This window comes from Microcoleus sp. Pol12B5 (assembly GCF_036701335.1).
In the GTDB taxonomy this organism is placed as follows: Bacteria; Cyanobacteriota; Cyanobacteriia; order Cyanobacteriales; family Microcoleaceae; genus Microcoleus.
The window spans coordinates 6,680-24,067 of sequence record NZ_JAUBQQ010000017.1; the positions used below are offsets into that span (position 1 = coordinate 6,680).

The following is a 17,388-nucleotide window of genomic DNA, read 5'->3' on the forward strand; positions in this document are numbered from 1 at the left end:
GCTGAAGACCCGCTGGTGAAGAACGGTTGCGTTATTTATGAAATTTATCACTGGTGTGTGGTTGAAGAATAAATAACCTGTTATAGCGATCGTCGGCACGGCTGCGATCGGGTCGCTGAAGACCCGCTGGTGAAGAACGGTTGCGTTATTTATGAAATTTATCACTGGTGTGTGGTTGAAGAATAAATAACTGTGTTATACTCATATATGAACTGGACCCACGCGATTCCAACGCCCAAATCTTGTCAGGACCGGAAGGTAGCAGCAACACGGGATGCTTGTAATAGGCGTGGTCTCCGGTTCACCCAGTTTTATGAGGTGTAGCTCCTATGCCTGGTTTCGGAGATATTTTACAAAAAGCAGTTTACCTTGGTGTCGGGCTCGCTTCCTATGCGGGTGAAAAAGCTGGCAGCAAGTTAACTGAATTACGCACTGAAGCCCAAAAGCTGGCAGACGAATTGGTGAAGCGGGGCGAGATGTCCACGGAAGAAGCTCGCCGCTTTGTTGATGACATGGTGCAACAGGCTCAGCAGCAGCCCCCCGTAGCCTCGGCTGGGAACGAAAAACCCGCTGAACCTCGGCGGATTGAAATTGTTTCTGAGGAAGAAGATGTCTCGGCAAAAGATGCTAAAGAGACAGGCGGCGTAGACAAGCTCCGCGAACAGGTGCAGAATTTACAAGAGGAATTGCGGCGGCTGAAGCGGGATTAAGCAGGAAAAAGCTCGCTCAGCAAAGCATGAGGGGAACTCAGGATAATAATCTTGAGTTCCCTTTTTGAATATCTGCCCTGTCAGATGTGGACGGATATCAGGCAATAGGTAATAGAATTGAAAGTAGGTGCGATCGCTTCGCATGAGGCTGGCTGCACCTGTCTGTAAAATATTTTGTAATAGCAAGCTGTCAAATGCATGGAAGATTGGTCTAAAGATTTTTTGGGAGTAATGGAAAATGCTGTTTCTGAAGTAGAGCATTTTTTCACCGAAATGGGCGAAGAGTTTGTCGAAATGCTGGACGTTTTGGCAAAAATGTCGGAAGAGTTTACAGAACAAGTACAAAATAATCTGATTAATGACATTGACGGTTATTTCAATGAATTTGACGGTTTATTTAATGAATTTATCGAACCGATAATTGAAATTTACCGCGACTTCGACCCGGAGTTTGATGAGATAGATTTGTCGATGGTGACTTATGTAGACCCTTCGCCGACGCAGCAGCCAGCTTGTCGCGATTGTCGCAACTATCACGGTCAAGTTTACGGTGGAAATTTGTTGGTTTGTGCGATGCACCCTACCGGTGTGGAATCGGAGAGTTGTGCTGATTGGGAAACTGACGGCGATGCAGATTTTTAATGGCCCAGTTGATTTGTTGAGGGGTTAATGGCTTATGGTAACGTCAATTCAGTCTCCGTCAAAGATTTCTCTGGAAGAGTTTCTGCTATTGCCTGAGACTAAGCCGGCTAGCGAGTATGTTGACGGTCAAATTTCTCAAAAAGCTATGCCGCAAGGAAAACACAGTACGTTACAATTCGAGTTTCCATCTGTTATTAATCGAGTTGGCAAGCCGCAGAAATTAGCTTATGCGTTTCCAGAATTGCGCTGCACTTTTGGGGGACGTTCTATTGTTCCAGACATAGCAGTGTTCGAGTGGCCGCGCATTCCTCTGAATTCTCAGGGAAAGATTGAAAATAGGTTTGAAATTGCGCCGGATTGGACAATTGAGATTTTATCGCCGGAGCAAAGTTCAACTCGCGTAATTAATAAGATTCTGTTTTGCCTCAAGAATCATACTAAATTAGGTTGGCTGATTGACCCGGAAGAAGAATTGGTAATTGTTTTTAAACCGCAGCAGGAACCTGAGATTAAAGAGAATGAAGATATTTTACCTGTACTGGATGTGCTGTCGGATTTGCAATTGTCGGCGACAAATTTGTTTGAGTTGTTAAGTTTTAATTAGAAATGAGTTACAGTTGAGTCAGGGTAATTTTGCATCTAACGACATTTAAAGGTGAATCGCTCAACGGCTAATAATTCGCAATTTGGGTTTCCGAATATGCCGCCATCGCTGCAATTGCGACACTATCAGCGAGTGGCGGTTGCTAATTGGTTTGCGAATCAGGGACGCGGTACGCTGAAGATGGCGACGGGTAGCGGCAAGACGATTACTGCACTGGCGATCGCCACTGAATTATACAATAAAATTAACCTGCAAGTCCTGCTCGTAATTTGCCCTTACTGCCACCTGGTGAATCAGTGGGCGCGCGAATCCGAGAAATTTGGTTTAAAACCTATTTTGGCTTTTGATAGCGCCCGCAGTTGGCAAAATAAGCTGGCTGCGGGTTTGTATGAAGTGCGATCCTCTTCGAGGGCTTCGCTAACGGGCGAGCGAGCATTTCTCACAATCATCACTACCAATGCTACCTTAATGGGAGATAGTTTGCGATCGCAACTGCGCTATTTCCCAGAAAAAACCCTGATTATTGGAGACGAAGTTCACAACTTAGGCGCGCCCCGTTTAGGAGAAAGTTTGCCGCGCAATATTGGACTGCGACTCGCCCTTTCCGCCACCCCAGAAAGGCATTTCGACGAACAAGGAACCGAAGCTATTTTAGATTATTTTGGCCCTGTTTTGCAGCCGGAACTTACGTTAGCCGACGCCATCCGCCAAAAAGCATTAGTACATTATTTATACTATCCAATTTTAGTAGAATTGACCGAAGCCGAAACCCGCAAGTATTCCCGCTTAACTCAAAAGATTGGCTGGGCGCTTTGGGGTGATGAAAAAGTAGAAGAAAACGATGCTTTAACAACTTTATTAATGCAGCGGGCCCGGTTAATTGGGGCAGCGGCTAATAAATTAATAGCTTTGCGAGAATTAATGATTCACCGTCTCGACACAAGCCATACTTTATTTTACTGCGGCGACGGTGCGATTGAAGGAGGTGGCCGCCGAAATAACAACCGCCAACTAACAGAAACCGCGAAGTTATTGGGTTCAGAATTAGGCTACCGAGTTAACACTTATACGGCGGCAACTCCTTTAGCAGAAAGAGAACGATTGCGTCAGCAATTTGAAAGTGGAGAATTGCAAGGTTTAGTCGCGATTCGCTGTTTGGATGAAGGCGTTGATATTCCAGCCATTCGCAATGCTGTAATTTTAGCAAGCAGCAGCAATCCGCGCCAGTTTATTCAGCGCCGGGGACGGATTTTGCGGCCGCATCCGGGGAAGGAAAGGGCAACTTTATTTGACATGATAGTTTTGCCTCCAGATTTAGGTCGGGAAACGTTAGAAGTCGAGCGCAATTTGCTGCGAAAAGAGTTAAAGCGGTTCTTGGAATTTGCGGATTTAGCCGACAATTCTGGGGAAGCGAGAGTGAAATTGCTGCAAATTCAGAGGCGTTACGGGCTATTAGACATTTGACATTTATTAAGGTTCGGTTTATGTTTGAGAATAGAGAATTATTTGATTGTAGTTTTAGTTGCTAGCTTTAATATTTGTTAAAAGAATATGACTGAAAATCTGAATGAAAATCTGATTATGGCATTTAGATATGAAGATAGTGCGATCGCAGCCGTACCAACAAGTATTTTAGCAGAAAATCGTTCTTCTTATCAAACTCATCAGGAATTGAGCGACGTACAGGAACCAATTACTAGCGCGCCGCCCGAAGTCCGACAAATTATCGAACGGGTATTAGAAATTGAAAAAGATAAACTGTACATGAGGGCTCCCCGCTATATTAGCGATGACATTTTGAAAGTTATTAAGGAAGCAATTGTATGAAGCTGATTTCAATTAGTCTGTGCAATTTCCGGCAGTTTTTCGGCCAAACACCCGAAATTAAGCTAGCCTGGGGCTCGCAAAATATTACAGTGATTCACGGCAATAACGGTGCTGGAAAAACAGCTTTGATGAATGCCTTTACTTGGGGACTTTACGGAAATCTGAGCGCGGGTTTTACGGAAGAACAATCAGTAAATAAACGCGCTATTGCGGAAGCTAAACCGGGCAAACGAGTACCTTGTTGGGTGGAAATCGTCTTTGAACACGACAGCAAACGCTACCAAGTAAGGCGCAGTTGCCATGCTTACAAAAGTCAAAATAGTGTCGAACATAGCAAAGGCGAATTGTTTATGCAGGTAGCAAAAGATGACGGCCGCTGGATGCTACCGCCCCAGCATCCTGATGATATTATCGGACGAATTTTGCCGGAAAGTTTGCATCAATATTTCTTTTTTGACGGGGAGCGAATCGAGCAAATTGTCCGCCACGATAAGAAAGCAGAAATTGCTGAAGCTACTAAGGAATTGCTGGGAGTAGAGGTGCTGAATCGCTCGATTAGACATTTGGGAGATGCCAGAAAGTCTCTAGAAACAGATTTAAGAATGATTGGAACTTCCGAAATTAAGAAACTTTTGAAAGAGAAGCAAATATCTCAAAAAGAGGTAGAACAACTTCTGCAAAAAAAATTAGAGATTGAGCAAGAATTGATTCATCAAGGCGAGTTAAGAAAAGCAGTTAACGGTGATTTGCTGCTACTGGGCGGTGCCGCCGAATTGCAAAATTTGCGAGACGAATTGGAAAAGCAGCGCCATTTATTTAAGCAACAAATTTCAGAAGCTACAGATGCTCTAAAACGCTCAATATCTATGCGCGGTTACGCGGTATTTCTGTCAGATGCGGCGGTTGAATTTGAAGCTATTGTCGGGGGTTTACGAGAAAAAGGCGAGTTGCTTTCGGGGATTCAGCGGCCCTTTTTGGAAGAGTTATTAGCGCAGCAGCGGTGTATCTGCGGTGCGGAATTAGTGGAGGGTTCTGAATCTCACCAACAGGTTAGCGGTTGGATGGATAAGGCGGGTGTTGGCGATGTGGAAGAAACAACTATTCGGATTAGTGATCGGGTAAATGAAATTAATAGGCAAGTGGCTGATTTTTGGGAAGAAATTGACAGACAGCAAGGTAATATCAGTCGCGACAGAACCGAACTTTCTCGGGTGGAAACGCAGTTAGACGATATTCACAACAAGCTGCGAAATTTTCCTGAAGGCGATGTCAGCCGCTTACAAAAGCGCTTGGATGAAATTGAGGCAAAAATTGGCGATTTGCACCGGGAAACAGGCTCTAACCAGCAGCAGATTGAGAGTTTGAATGCGTCGATCGCCAATCTGGACAAGCAAATCGATAAGCAGCAACTGAATGAACAAAGGCAAGTATTAGCCCAGCGCCGGATTGCTGCGGCTCAAGATGCGATCGATCGTCTAACTGAAGTGCGATCGCGCTTAGAAAAACAGTTTTGTTCTCAGTTGGAAAAGCGGGTGCAAGATATTTTCAGTCACATTTCTTTTACTCCTTATATCCCCAAGTTGAGCGACAAATACGAACTGACGCTAGTAGAAAATACGTCGGGTAAAGAATCTTTGGTTGCAGCTTCTACAGGAGAAAATCAAATTCTCAGTTTATCGTTTATCGGCGGGATTATTGAGGGCGTGCGGGAGTGGAGTCAAAAAAATACTTTGATGGGCCCGGATAGCAGTACGTTTCCAATTGTGATGGATTCTCCCTTTGGTAGTTTGGACGAGATTTATCGCAAGCAAATTGCAAATAAGCTGCCGAAGTTGGCGAATCAATTGGTAGTTTTGGTGACAAAAACTCAGTGGCGCGGAGAAGTTGCTCAAGAGATGGAAAGTTGTATTGGCCGGGAATACGTGCTGGTGTACAATTCTCCGAAAGCTGATTGTGAAGAAGATGCGATCGAACTGGGGGGGACGCGCTATCCTTTAGTTAGGCGTAGTCCAAATGAATTTGAATATACGGAAATTGTAGAGGTGGATTATGACTTCTAATTCGGCAATTACGCAGGTTTTAGAAACAGATATTTGGGTGAAGGCGACGTGGGAAGAGTTTCTGAATTTTGCTGAGGATTTAGCATGGGAAAAGGGCAAGTTTTATTACTATCAAGAACGCATGAGGGTAGAAATGTCACCAGTAGGGCCATTGCACAGTCGTCATAATTCAGTATTTTCGAGAGTTGTCAATTTTTATACTGCTTTTAGAAATATCCGAATAGTGGAGTTAATTAATGCCAGTTTTAGCAAAACAGGTATTCGGGAATTTCAACCTGATTTGTCTTATTATATAGGTGCAGATTTTGAATTGCCTCCTCGCACCAATACGCCAATTAATTTGAATGTGTTTGCACCTCCAGCTTTAGTGGTGGAAATAGGAACATCTTCTAGTGCCGATGATTTGGGAGTAAAGCGTTTAATTTACGAACATTCTGAAGTCCAAGAATATTGGGCAGCTAATGCAAATCCGAATGCAGTATTTGCCTTTGCTATTACTGATGGAGGGAGTGGGACAATTCAAAATTAACTGGTTTTACCTGGCTTAGAAATAGCCTTAATTGAGGAATCTTTGAACCGGAGTTAAACAGAAGATGATGGGGAAATTAATCGCTGGTTGATTCAAACTTTTAGTCAAGGTTGAAAGGAGTTTGACGTGAAAAAAGAGTATCATAAGTTGGTGCGCGATCGCATTCCTGAAATTATTCGCCAAAGCGGGAATGAATGCGAGTTTGTAATTTTGTCGGACGCAGAATACCGTCAAGCTTTGCTGCAGAAATTGATTGAAGAAGCGGGGGAAGCTGCAGAGGCTGATGAGGAAGATTTGGTGGCAGAATTGGCGGATTTGTATGAGGTAATAGATGCGGTGATGGTGAGTTTTGGCATTTCGGGCGATCGACTTTTGGCCGAACAAATGAAGCGGCGGGAAGCAAGAGGAGGTTTTGCACAAAAAATTATGTTGTTGTGGACATTCTGAAAATTATCTGCGTTAATCTGTGTTTATCTGCCTCTAATCTGCGGTTACTCTATCAAATTACTCAGTTAAAAATTACATATTAATCCCAATGGCTGCTAACAAAATTAGAATTGCTAAAGATAAAGCGGAGTTAGTCAAATCATTAACTTTATCGGATAACAACTCCGCGCCATTTCAGACTTACGCCGATGTCATCGCTTTCGCTGCATCATTGGGAAAGCAGCGGAAAAAACGATCGCCTTTGGGGGAAATTTCTAAACGAGAACCGGGGGCGATAGATGTTGATATTTTTGTATCGAGGGGCTACGATATGGCGATTAAATTAATTGCGATCGCCGAAACCAAAAATCCTCGAATTCTCTCCCATCTCGACGAAAAATTGGAAGCAGAACGCTTGCAAATTTTTGAAGAATATGCTAATGGCGGACTGGAAATTTTGCGAGAAGAGTTGCGGGGTGCGGCGGATTATACCGATCGCCTTTTGTTGGTGTTGATTTCTGAAAGAGACAACCAACATCGATCAAATGAAGAATTCGATTTAAGCAAGTTTTTATTTTAATAGGTTCCCAATGAAGCAGATCCCCAAAAATATAATCAAGAGAGGCTTACAGAAATCTGCAAAATTTCTTGCTTACAGTTACTCAGCATTTATTATCTGCTATTTCATTCTCAAACTAATTTTTTGGGATAGAATAGGAATTATTGCCTTAATTAGCACTTTTAGCCCCTTAATTTTATTCCCAATTTTCTTGCTTCCGATCATCGGAGTGTCAATTATCAAAAAAAGATGGTTCACTGTTATTTCTGCGATCGCCTGCATTATCCTAATAAGTTGGCTGCACATTAAATACTTTAGCCCCAAACCAATAAACATCACAAATTCGCAGCATAGCATCAAAGTTTTATCTCATAACCTCAGTTGGCATAAAACTCAGTCACCTACTTTACTAACACTGATTAACCAGCAAAAACCAGATATTATATTTTTACAAGAAATCGTTAGGAAACATACCGAAAGAGCTTTCACCTGGTTAAAAGCAGACTACCCCTATCAAATTGGCACTCCCCCTGTAGGAATTCTCAGTAAATATCCAATTGTATCCAGCGAAATACTGCACTTAGCCGGTCATCCAGAAACGCAGCAACGGGCAATTATTAAATTTAACGAACACGAAGTAGTGATTTATAATATGCAAGCTACCGGGCCGTGGTTGAAACTCTCTAAAAAATGGCGTTTTCTCAAAGTTCCCGTTTACAAATATGACAAACGTTCGCCTGAAATTCAAGACTTAGTGCAGCGAGTTGAGCGAGAAACTCTGCCAGTAATTGTCGCGGGCGATTTTAATATGACAGACAGAACTCAAGACTATGACAGGGTGCAGAAAGTCATGCAAGATTCTTTCCGAAAATCGGGATGGGGGTTTGGTTTTACCTGGCCTCACGGTTGGGAACTTAAGTTCTTGGTAAAAAGGTCTAATTGGAGATTAAATTATCCTATTTTCCGGATTGATTATATTTGGTATTCAAATCATTGGGGTGCTAAATCTAGTTCGGTTTTGGAGGCAACCGAGTCCGATCATTTGCCTGTAGGAGCTGAACTTATTTTGTTAAAATGAAGCGGTGTAAGCCACAGCATCAACCAAACTTAAGATCGATCGCCTGCTCTCGTAAAACTCCTCGGAAAACTCCACTAACTACTCAAGGTAATACCACAGTACATAATGGTATAATTTACATCTACCCGTGCAAAATTTGGTAACCAGTATTATAGACCCCTACTCGCAGAAGACCCCTTACGCAGTGAAAGGGAGTGCGGGTCTCCTGGGATGTTGAGATGAAGAAGTTGAGTAGGTGGCGATTAATGAGGTCACCCGCCATCGATCATTTCCTACCGAAGTGTAGCTATTGATTGAAGTCAAATTTTGGATCAAATCTATGTTGAACAGCTTTAAACTCAGAGGAAAAATGCTACTGGGCTACTCAGTGCCAGTAGGATTAATCGCAGGACTAGCGATCGGTGTCTATAGTACATCGCAAACAGTTAGTAAAAACTTTGAGGAAGCATTGCAAGCAGTAGAAGCTGCTAGGATGTCAGACTACATTGAATTGAGAGTGTCAGAAATTGCCCGACAGTCAAGGGGTTATGCTCTGACCCTTGACAAAGAAACGCTCTATCGCTACGAAGCGGGTGTCAAGAAGCTGAAGGAAACTGAAGATCGAGCCTCAGATCTGACTCACAACCTCAGCAATGAACAAAAAGAACGGATGACCAAGATGATTGAATTTTCAACCCAGTATGACAAGAGCGCCCGCAATCTGATAGAAGCGGCCAAAGCTGGTAACCGTAAATTGGTAATGGACACAGCAGAGCAGGGTGCAGAAAATCTCAAGGCTTTCGAGGCTGTTATGACGGAGTTTGACACTCAGCAAGCTAAGCTAGTCAAGCAGTCGGAAACTAACACCAAAAATGCGCTCGGTGTGTTGGTCATGATGTCGGTATTGGGTGCTGTTGCTTCTTTAGTTATTGCCTTGGTGGTGGCATACTTGATATCCACGGCGATCGCCAACACCCTCAACCAAACTGCCGGCGAAATTGCTAGCTCCTCGGCACAAATCGTCAGTGCGGTCGAAGAGCAAGAACGCACCGTCTCGCAACAAGCTAGCTCAGTGAATGAAACCTCGACCACGATGGACGAACTCGGCGCATCTTCGCGCCAATCGGCGGAACAGGCTGAAGTCTCAGCTTCAGGGGCACGTCACGCCCTCTCGCTGACTGAAGGCGGTACAGAAGCGGTGCGCCAAACTCTTGATGAGATGACTACCCTTAAGGACAAAGTGGGGGCGATCGCCCAACAAATTTTGCGCCTGAGCGAACAAACCAACCAGATTGGCAATATTTCGGGCTTGGTGGGTGACTTAGCTAATCAAACCAATATGCTGGCCGTGAGTGCCGCCGTAGAAGCCGCCCGTGCTGGCGATCATGGCAAAGGCTTTGCGGTAGTTGCTCGAGAAATTCGCAAACTTGCTGACGAAAGTAAGAAGTCTGCGGTCAAGATCGACAGGCTGGTATCGGAAATCCAAACGGCGATCGACTCCACCGTGATGGTCACCGATGAAGGCAACAAGACAGTGAATGAAGGCTTGTCCCTTGCCCATAGCATGGCAGAGGCATTCACAGGTGTGTCTAACTCAATCAACAAAGTTTTCATCAGCAGTCAACAGATTTCGCTGAATGCCAAACAACAAGCAGTTGCGATTAATCAAGTGGTCGAAGCGATGAATGCGATTAATCACGGTGCGCGGGAGACGGCTTCGGGTGTATCGCAAATCAAAGTCAGCACGCACCAACTCAATTCTGCTGCTCAAAAGCTGCAAGCAGTTGTTTGATCCTCCACCCTTCAGCATCTCCGTTCTCAAGGGGGACTTAACGAATTCAATCCCCCTTTTTCATGGCTGGTAGCGACTGTTCGCAAAAACTTAGCTAAATATTCCTAAAATTACTCAGACGACAGATCATCCGTCTCATTCCCGATCAAATCGGGAAGCAATATTTCTTGCTACGGGAAGAACAACAACCGCAATCCTTCTCTATTGCTGCTTGGGAATTCCTAAGACTCACCAAACGCGAGGCCCCGGCGTTGTTTTGGATTGCCAAAAATAATAGCAATGCCGGAATATAGCCTTTCTCAGTTGAGTTAAGCTGTCGCGCATTTAAATTGCATATTCAAGGCAGGCGGGACGCGCACCCCACAAAACTTTGATTGTTTTTTGACAGACAATTTAAAAGCCGCAACAGCTTAAGTGCAGATGTCCGATTGAAAACTGCTATAGCTAAAGTGCTGGGTTGCACTGAAGGAACAGTGCGAAAACATTGGGAGAATCTTTACAAAAAACTATACAAACTCTAATGGGTGCGGTGATGGTTGCCAAGAAAAGTTGGGGCTACTCAAACAATAATTTGTTGCAATATCTTCATAATCCTATACGCAGATCATCGTATTGTTTCCCAAGTTTATTTGAAGGAGTATTGGAGCAAACGCTGTCATCCAGCGTCTTTAAAAATCCGACTTTCAGGAATTCATTGCATAAATTGAAGGAGAAAAACCTATGTTTTATAAAGAGTCTAGCCTTAGTCATCCAGCCAACCGAAATCGTGTTGATGCCTTCGTCTCTGGTGTAGCCACTGAGCCAGTCGCGGTTGCTTCGACCCAGAAGAAAAAATTCCTAGCGCAGCGATCAGGATCTTCCTTAGTGGTGAACACCATGACCGGAAATCCTGCTTACTTAGAAGGAAAATTGTCCATGAAAATGACAGGCACTGCCGCTGACGCCAGCCGTTCATTCCTGATGGAAAACCCTGGCATTCTAGGACTGAGCGCAGAAGATACTGAAGAACTGACTGAAGTTGATTCCTTTAAGTGGGGCGGGCTGAAATTCATTCGTCGCCAGCAAAATCACCAGGGATTACCGGTCTTTGGTGCCAGCGTTTTGGTAGGTGTAGATGACAAAAATCAAGTTCGGATAGTGACGAGTGGTCTGCGATCGCAAATTTCTGTCAAACCGGGCGAGACAGCTATCTCCCTAAAAGAAGCTCGCCAGATTGCCCGAAAAGATCTCGGTGAAGCGGTTGAGTTGAGGGGTGGCATTACTCATAAAACCGTCCTCTATCCGACCCAACAGGGTGATGTGCGAGTCTATCACTTAACTGTTCCGGCAGAAACCCCCCTCGGTGACTGGGAATACTTTATTGATGTCCAGAATGGAGAAATTGTAGACAGCTACAACTCGATGAAGTTTCACTCATTTTACTTTGCACCTCGGGCGCGAGTTTACTCTGAAAATCCCGAGAAAACGTCCCTAACAACTGTGATGCTGCGCGATGTCAAATCACCTTACAACAAGTTAGATGGTCGGTATTGTAAGGTGATTAATGAGGATGCGCCCGGCGCAGTGGCAGGCAGCAATTACCGATTTGACTTTCCTCCTGAAGATACGCACTTTGATGAATGCCAAGTCTACTATGCTGTGGAGAAAGTCTATCAATACTTCTTGGACCTGGGATTCCGAGGGTTTACTGTCAATAACCCCTATGGCAAAGTTAACAGTGGACAACTCGCTGCTAACGTCCATACCGGAACAAAATACGATAATGCTTATTACTCTTCCAGTACGGGGCAGATCTACTTCGGAGATGGCAGTTATCCCGGCAATCCCGGTGGACTTCGCGACCTAGCCAAGGAATTTGATGTAGTTGCTCACGAGTTCACCCATGCCGTGATTGATGAATATCACCCTGCTATGTTTGGAAGTGAAGGAGCTGCACTGCACGAAGGTTACGCTGATTATTTCGCTTGCTCTTTATTGAATGATCCTGACTTAGGGGAGTATGTCGTACCTGCTCCTGAAAAAGCGGGGATGATTCGCAACTGCGATAATGATTTGAAATATTCCGAAACTTCAACAGAGTCCCATGACCGTGGTCAAGCTTGGGCCGGGGCCTGCTGGCACTTGAGAAAAAAACTCGGACAAGAAGTGGCAGACTTCCTGATCTTTGGGAGTATGCTGGTTCTAGGAACAACTTCACCGACCTTCAAGTATGCCAAGGATATGCTACTCGCGGTTGACCAATCCTGGTGTGGTGGAGAATACAAAGCAACGATCCAGCGGATCTTTGAAACTGAACGAGGCATCCCTGTTTAGTAGTTTGCTTTGTCTATGTCAACTAGAAGAATAGTCTAATTAGGACTGGGGGTATGGTGAAACCATGCCCCAGAGATAGTTTTTTTGCTATGGAGAAGCCTTTTTACCAAAAACTCATTCCAGTCACCATTCTGGTATCACTTCTAGCGTTTATGACTGCTATGGCGATGAGTACACCTCGTAACAATCCTTTCCTCACGGAAGATGGTCACCCGATCGCAGAGTTAGAGTTCCGAGATGGACAGATGGGCTTTGTGGGGATTTCTGGCATAACTTGGACAATTCTCCCTAATGGGACTTGTCAGGCTAGTCGTTTTATCAACGATACAGTGTCATCTCCCCATCAAATATGTCAATTAGAGCGACAGGATTTAGTAATGCTTGCCAATATTCTGTCCGATCGGGATTTTGCCGACCTACCCTCTGATATCCCATCTGAACCTACCCTCAACCCCCATCGGCTCACTATTCGCCTGGGGGAGAAATCATCAACATTGGTATTGCAAACAGGTCAAAGTATTGAGAATGTTCTGAGAACACTCCATAATCAACCCGAAACTCCTCGATCGAGATTCCTAACTATTGCACAGGCGATCGATCGACTTGTACGGCAGCATTGCGGGGACAATTAGTCTGCTGCTAAGTAAGTGTGATCGCCATCTTCTAGCAAGATGGGTTGAGGGCCCGAAACCCATCATCCCAAACTGATCGCCACAACAAAAAAGCTGGGTTTCACAGAAGTTTAACTCAGTCCACACAATATCGGGCGATCGCCTGAGTCCAGTTCATTCTTGCCAGAGTGCGATCGGTGATCGCCCCACATTAACCAAAAAAACATAACTTCAGAAGTGCGAGCAAAGCTATTCACCAATCTTGAGATAATTCCTATGACATTTACCGATCAAAATCTCACTAATCAGCGCCCAGCTAGTCTAAAAGACTTTTCTTTACCCCGACGTGAGAGTTACTTTCCCTCCTCTCCCGATTGGAGAAATGAGGTACTTTACTTTCTCTTACCCGATCGCTTTAGCGATGGTAAAGAAGATACACGCCCTCTACTTAATCGGCAGCAACTGAATCAGGCCCGACCTAATCTGCCCAATGGACAGTCTTGGCGATTTGACAGATGGGCAGAGTCGGGAGGCGATCGTTGGCAGGGTGGGACGCTCAAAGGATTAGAGTCAAAGCTGGATTATCTCAACCAACTAGGAGTGACGACGATCTGGGTAGGGCCAATCTTTCAGCAACGGGGTCACTTGGATAGCTATCACGGTTACGGAATTCAAGATTTTCTAGAGGTCGATCCTCGCTTTGGGACTCGCCAAGATTTGGTCAGTCTGGTCAATAAAGCTCATTCCCAGGGGCTACGCATTATCCTTGATATCATTTTTAACCATTCAGGATCTAACTGGATCTATGCCCCTGGTACTCCTGGGGGAGAATGGGAACCACCCTATACACCTAGTTGGTATCAGTTTGGGTCGTGGGTAGGCGATCGCGGACAACCCATCGCGGGGCAACCTCAAACCGACGCGGAAGGAGTCTGGCCGATCGAACTCCAGGAACCAGATTGCTATACTCGTGCCGGAAAGGGCGATTTAGGGCGGGGCGATCTCGATGATCCCAATGCCGAATTCCGGCGATCGGATTTCATTACGCTGCGTGATTTCCAGTTGGACTATCCCCACCTCTTAGATAACTTAGCCCGGTGTTATAAATACTGGATTGCACTGACAGACTGCGATGGCTTTCGGATTGATACCCTCAAGCACGTTACCTACGAGCAAGCCCGAAATTTCTGCGGGGCGATTAAGGAGTTTGCTGCCAATCTGGGTAAGAGTGACTTCTTTTTGGTAGGAGAAGTCGCAGGCGGAGACTACAACGAAGACCGTTATCTGGATGTGGTGGGGCAAAACTTAAATGCTGCGTTGGATATCGGCGAGATGCGGGGAAATCTTAACCAGGTTGCCAAAGGGCTGATGGACCCAAGAGCCTACTTTAACGGGTTTGATCCAATGAACGCGGTGATGGGTTCACATCGGAATCTCGGGCGGCGTCATGTTTCAATTTTGGACGATCACGATCATGTATTTGGTGAAAAAATCCGCTTTTCCAGCGAAGCCGCATCGGACCATCAGGTGATTGCGGGAGTGGGATTGCAACTGTTCACGTTGGGGATTCCCTGCATTTACGCGGGAACCGAGCAGGCATTGGCGGGGCCAGAACCGTCTGAACGCAAGTGGTTGCCCGACTGGAAGGGATCCGATCGCTATTTGCGGGAAGCAATGTTTGGCCCCTCGCATCCCCGGCAATCGGGAGTAGCAGGACTACAAGCCTTCGATCAAAACTTACCCGGCTTTGGGCCGTTTGGGACAGCGGGTGCTCACTGTTTCGATCCGAATCACCCTGTCTATGTTCGGATTGCGGCAATGGCGGCACTCCGCAAAAAGTTCCCTGTGCTGCGCTTGGGACGACAGTATTTGCGACCAACCGCGATTCCCTTCTTGAATTTGCCCTTTGGCGATCATGGACTGACTGGAGAAATTATTGGTTGGTCACGGGTTTTAGATGATGAAGAAGCGGTTTGTGTGCTAAACAGTCATGGAACGGATAATCGAGGAGCGAGAGTGCTAGTGGATGCCAATCTCAACCCGATCGGGAGTTCAATGACGGTAATTCTGAATACGGCCGAAGTAGGGAATCCGGGTTACAGAGGTGCTCATCAGGTGGGATCAACGGTGTCAGTGCAGCGACAAGATGGGACTGCCTATGTCGAGATCCAACCGCTTCCAGCATCCGAATTTTTGATTTTGACGAATCATCCCTAAAGTCAAGCTGAGGTAGTGCGATCGCCGGAATCAACCAGTCGGTGGCATTACCTTGAGCAAATCAACTTTGCAACGCCGTGCGATCGCATATTTTGAATGGGCGAAAGGAGCGATCGAGTCAGTGCAGTTTCTACTCCACTGACTCGATTAACTTTGCAACCTAGAGTGCGATCGCCAATCTAGAGTACGAGAAAAACAATAAATTGCCGCAGCTATGTGCAGTCGATCGCCGATCGTGAACAAACATCTGCGTGCATCGTGGCACGGGCATCCCGCCTGTAGTTCCGAAGCGGTGACCAAATCAACTCAGCACTGGCGGCAATCCTACCTCTTGCGGCTGCACAAACCTGCCATTAAAACTAATAGCTTTATCCTCAAAAGTCCTCGCTTCCGCTACCGCTTGCCGCAAATGAGCTCGCTCCATATCGTCCTGAATTCCCCCCACCAAATATACAATTAACTTCGTCGCTAAATCTTTTCCAGAAACTAACATTCGCTTTTTGTTCGGATCGTACAAAATCCCGTACCACGCAGACTCAGGATTGTCCATGTGGCTAAATCCTTCATCGACATCGAATCTGCGGAGTTTGTCGAAAATAGATTTGAGGGAAAGTTTCTTTCTAAATACTAGAATTCCCAAAGCATTAGCTAAAGCAACTTGACCGACTGGACGGAACAAAATATTTCCCTCGCCCCCTGGCTTTTCAAAACTAAATCGGCGCAATTCAGTCGTTTCTTCGCCGCTTTCAATTCTTTGATAGCTGGGTAAAGTTGCTAAATGATCGAACAATTTTTTAAACTCTTCAATTCCCTCTTTTAGTTCTTCATCTTCGGGACGCATGGGAATTAAACCTTTTCGTTCCGGCTTCCAATGAGGGAATTTGTATTCTAAATACCGTTCGGACATATCTTGCAGCGCTTGCAATGTGGTTAAGACAGTTGATTTGGCTGCGACTGTGGCGCTGTCCCAATTGACGCGGGGGTTTCTGTCTTCTTGTTCTTTTAATAAGGGATGGGTGACGGCAATTTTTCGGGCTGCGATCGCAAATCCGTTGTCCTCGTTCAATAATGCTAGCTGGCCCTGACTCAGCGTTACGGCCATTAGGTTAACGTGCACAAAGATCGATCGCACGCGCCGTTGTGCTTGCTGTCGCGTTTCCCCCGCTACCGCCGCCGGGATAAACTCAATCCCGATTTTTTCGTGAGCTAATTTATACACTGTTTCGGGGTCTATTTGATACTCTTCTGCTAAGTCTTCCAGAGTAATTGCAGCGCCGACTGGTTTTTTATTTTTGTTGTATCTTTGCAGGATTCCGGTTTTAATTAAACTCATTAAACCTTGAACTCCCATCAGCCGATGCTGGCCGTCTAAGGCAAAAATTGAGACTTTTTGAGAGACATTCAAAAGCCCTAAGTTCTCGTTTTTATCAAAGGATGTAAATTCAGTCGCGGATTTGGTTGCTACGCCATTTTTATCCCATTCCTCGGCTAGAGGATTGTCTACCCACGGGGGACTGACGACTACTAAAACTGCGGGGAATTTGTGCGATTTTCGGGCGGTTAAATATTGAGTTAAGGTGGCTTGCCGCGACCAATCTAAGGGACGCTGGATAATTTCGTCAATGGTTTCGTCGTCGCGGACGATGTTGTTGGTTTGGAGGTCGAATTTTTGGCGGAAAAGCGGCATCTGGGAGGCGAAACGGACGCGAGAGTCTAACCATTCTAGGGTGACTGAACCGATGTATGCTTCGCTGTTTCCCATCTGGGTTTTTTGTACGAAAATGCGATCGTCCTTTCCTAAATAATTATCTAATAAAAGTGCGATTTCCTGTCTGTCGCTATTTTCTTTTTCTAAAATTTTGCTAGCGAGGTCATCCGCTGGGTTGGTGTTCATCGGCGGTTTTTATATAATTAGGCTATTTTTTCAAAAAATATCATATATTAAAGTTTATGTCAACACTTGTTTTTAAAAAAACCTTGTGGAATACTTAAGTTATGCCCTACTATCCCACGCTTTTACCATAAAAATTGCGAAAAATCA

The 17,388-nt window shown here is 45.2% G+C and carries 15 protein-coding genes and 1 other RNA gene; 15 read left to right on the forward strand and 1 reads right to left on the reverse strand.

The window, feature by feature from the left end; translation table 11 throughout:
* Window positions 1–209 precede the first annotated feature (209 nt).
* The 15 genes from ffs (at window position 210) to QUA24_RS11065 (ending at window position 15,347) form a co-directional block, all read left to right on the forward strand.
* Window positions 210–306: signal recognition particle sRNA small type (gene ffs, locus QUA24_RS10995), an RNA gene on the forward strand.
* 23 nt (window positions 307–329) lie between these two features.
* Window positions 330–710: a phasin-related domain-containing protein gene (locus QUA24_RS11000; protein WP_333056143.1), complete on the forward strand. Its 381-nt coding sequence runs from the start codon at window positions 330–332 to the stop codon at window positions 708–710.
* A gap of 198 nt (window positions 711–908) precedes the next feature.
* A complete protein-coding gene (locus QUA24_RS11005; RefSeq protein WP_333229562.1) occupies window positions 909–1,352 on the forward strand; it encodes a hypothetical protein in 444 nt (147 codons plus the stop codon).
* 34 nt (window positions 1,353–1,386) lie between these two features.
* Window positions 1,387–1,956 carry a Uma2 family endonuclease gene (locus QUA24_RS11010; RefSeq protein WP_333229563.1) on the forward strand — a complete coding sequence of 190 codons (570 nt, stop codon included), beginning with the start codon at window positions 1,387–1,389 and terminating at the stop codon, window positions 1,954–1,956.
* 96 nt (window positions 1,957–2,052) lie between these two features.
* A complete protein-coding gene (locus tag QUA24_RS11015) occupies window positions 2,053–3,420 on the forward strand; it encodes a DNA phosphorothioation system restriction enzyme (RefSeq protein WP_333229661.1) in 1,368 nt (455 codons plus the stop codon).
* A gap of 87 nt (window positions 3,421–3,507) precedes the next feature.
* Entirely contained in the window at window positions 3,508–3,783 is a 276-nt protein-coding gene (locus tag QUA24_RS11020) for a hypothetical protein (RefSeq protein ID WP_333213104.1), read from the forward strand.
* The gene (locus QUA24_RS11025; RefSeq protein WP_333229566.1) at window positions 3,780–5,843 is read left to right on the forward strand and encodes an AAA family ATPase; all 2,064 of its coding nucleotides are present in this window, start codon (window positions 3,780–3,782) and stop codon (window positions 5,841–5,843) included. Before QUA24_RS11020 ends, QUA24_RS11025 begins: the two co-directional genes overlap by 4 nt.
* Window positions 5,833–6,372 carry a Uma2 family endonuclease gene (locus QUA24_RS11030; RefSeq protein WP_333229568.1) on the forward strand — a complete coding sequence of 180 codons (540 nt, stop codon included), beginning with the start codon at window positions 5,833–5,835 and terminating at the stop codon, window positions 6,370–6,372. Before QUA24_RS11025 ends, QUA24_RS11030 begins: the two co-directional genes overlap by 11 nt.
* A 126-nt stretch (window positions 6,373–6,498) precedes the next feature.
* Window positions 6,499–6,819 (forward strand): nucleoside triphosphate pyrophosphohydrolase, encoded by a 321-nt coding sequence (locus tag QUA24_RS11035; protein ID WP_333229570.1) that lies wholly within the window; start codon window positions 6,499–6,501, stop codon window positions 6,817–6,819.
* A gap of 88 nt (window positions 6,820–6,907) precedes the next feature.
* Window positions 6,908–7,378 carry a DNA phosphorothioation-associated protein 4 gene (locus QUA24_RS11040; RefSeq protein ID WP_333229572.1) on the forward strand — a complete coding sequence of 157 codons (471 nt, stop codon included), beginning with the start codon at window positions 6,908–6,910 and terminating at the stop codon, window positions 7,376–7,378.
* 208 nt (window positions 7,379–7,586) lie between these two features.
* Complete coding sequence (locus tag QUA24_RS11045; protein ID WP_333229574.1) at window positions 7,587–8,435, forward strand: endonuclease/exonuclease/phosphatase family protein; 849 nt, start codon at window positions 7,587–7,589, stop codon at window positions 8,433–8,435.
* A gap of 319 nt (window positions 8,436–8,754) precedes the next feature.
* The gene (locus QUA24_RS11050) at window positions 8,755–10,206 is read left to right on the forward strand and encodes a methyl-accepting chemotaxis protein (RefSeq protein ID WP_333229576.1); all 1,452 of its coding nucleotides are present in this window, start codon (window positions 8,755–8,757) and stop codon (window positions 10,204–10,206) included.
* Between the two features lie 720 nt (window positions 10,207–10,926).
* Complete coding sequence (locus QUA24_RS11055; protein ID WP_333229578.1) at window positions 10,927–12,519, forward strand: M36 family metallopeptidase; 1,593 nt, start codon at window positions 10,927–10,929, stop codon at window positions 12,517–12,519.
* Between the two features lie 53 nt (window positions 12,520–12,572).
* Complete coding sequence (locus QUA24_RS11060; protein ID WP_333229580.1) at window positions 12,573–13,151, forward strand: hypothetical protein; 579 nt, start codon at window positions 12,573–12,575, stop codon at window positions 13,149–13,151.
* A 255-nt stretch (window positions 13,152–13,406) separates the two neighbouring features.
* The gene (locus QUA24_RS11065) at window positions 13,407–15,347 is read left to right on the forward strand and encodes an alpha-amylase family glycosyl hydrolase (protein WP_333229582.1); all 1,941 of its coding nucleotides are present in this window, start codon (window positions 13,407–13,409) and stop codon (window positions 15,345–15,347) included.
* 301 nt (window positions 15,348–15,648) lie between these two features.
* Here the strand turns inward: QUA24_RS11065 and QUA24_RS11070 are convergent, their stop codons facing one another.
* The gene (locus QUA24_RS11070; RefSeq protein WP_333229584.1) at window positions 15,649–17,241 is read right to left on the reverse strand and encodes a DGQHR domain-containing protein; all 1,593 of its coding nucleotides are present in this window, start codon (window positions 17,239–17,241) and stop codon (window positions 15,649–15,651) included.
* Between the last annotated feature and the right edge of the window lie 147 nt (window positions 17,242–17,388).

Coding starts and splice junctions, on each gene's coding strand:
- QUA24_RS11005 (WP_333229562.1), top strand. CDS start 909: ATGGAAGATTGGTCTAAAGATTTTTTGGGAGTAATGGAAAATGCTGTT.
- QUA24_RS11040 (WP_333229572.1), top strand. CDS start 6,908: ATGGCTGCTAACAAAATTAGAATTGCTAAAGATAAAGCGGAGTTAGTC.
- QUA24_RS11010 (WP_333229563.1), top strand. CDS start 1,387: ATGGTAACGTCAATTCAGTCTCCGTCAAAGATTTCTCTGGAAGAGTTT.
- QUA24_RS11030 (WP_333229568.1), top strand. CDS start 5,833: ATGACTTCTAATTCGGCAATTACGCAGGTTTTAGAAACAGATATTTGG.
- QUA24_RS11065 (WP_333229582.1), top strand. CDS start 13,407: ATGACATTTACCGATCAAAATCTCACTAATCAGCGCCCAGCTAGTCTA.
- QUA24_RS11060 (WP_333229580.1), top strand. CDS start 12,573: ATGGTGAAACCATGCCCCAGAGATAGTTTTTTTGCTATGGAGAAGCCT.
- QUA24_RS11025 (WP_333229566.1), top strand. CDS start 3,780: ATGAAGCTGATTTCAATTAGTCTGTGCAATTTCCGGCAGTTTTTCGGC.
- QUA24_RS11055 (WP_333229578.1), top strand. CDS start 10,927: ATGTTTTATAAAGAGTCTAGCCTTAGTCATCCAGCCAACCGAAATCGT.
- QUA24_RS11070 (WP_333229584.1), bottom strand. CDS start 17,241: ATGAACACCAACCCAGCGGATGACCTCGCTAGCAAAATTTTAGAAAAA.
- QUA24_RS11015 (WP_333229661.1), top strand. CDS start 2,053: ATGCCGCCATCGCTGCAATTGCGACACTATCAGCGAGTGGCGGTTGCT.
- QUA24_RS11050 (WP_333229576.1), top strand. CDS start 8,755: ATGTTGAACAGCTTTAAACTCAGAGGAAAAATGCTACTGGGCTACTCA.
- QUA24_RS11020 (WP_333213104.1), top strand. CDS start 3,508: ATGACTGAAAATCTGAATGAAAATCTGATTATGGCATTTAGATATGAA.
- QUA24_RS11000 (WP_333056143.1), top strand. CDS start 330: ATGCCTGGTTTCGGAGATATTTTACAAAAAGCAGTTTACCTTGGTGTC.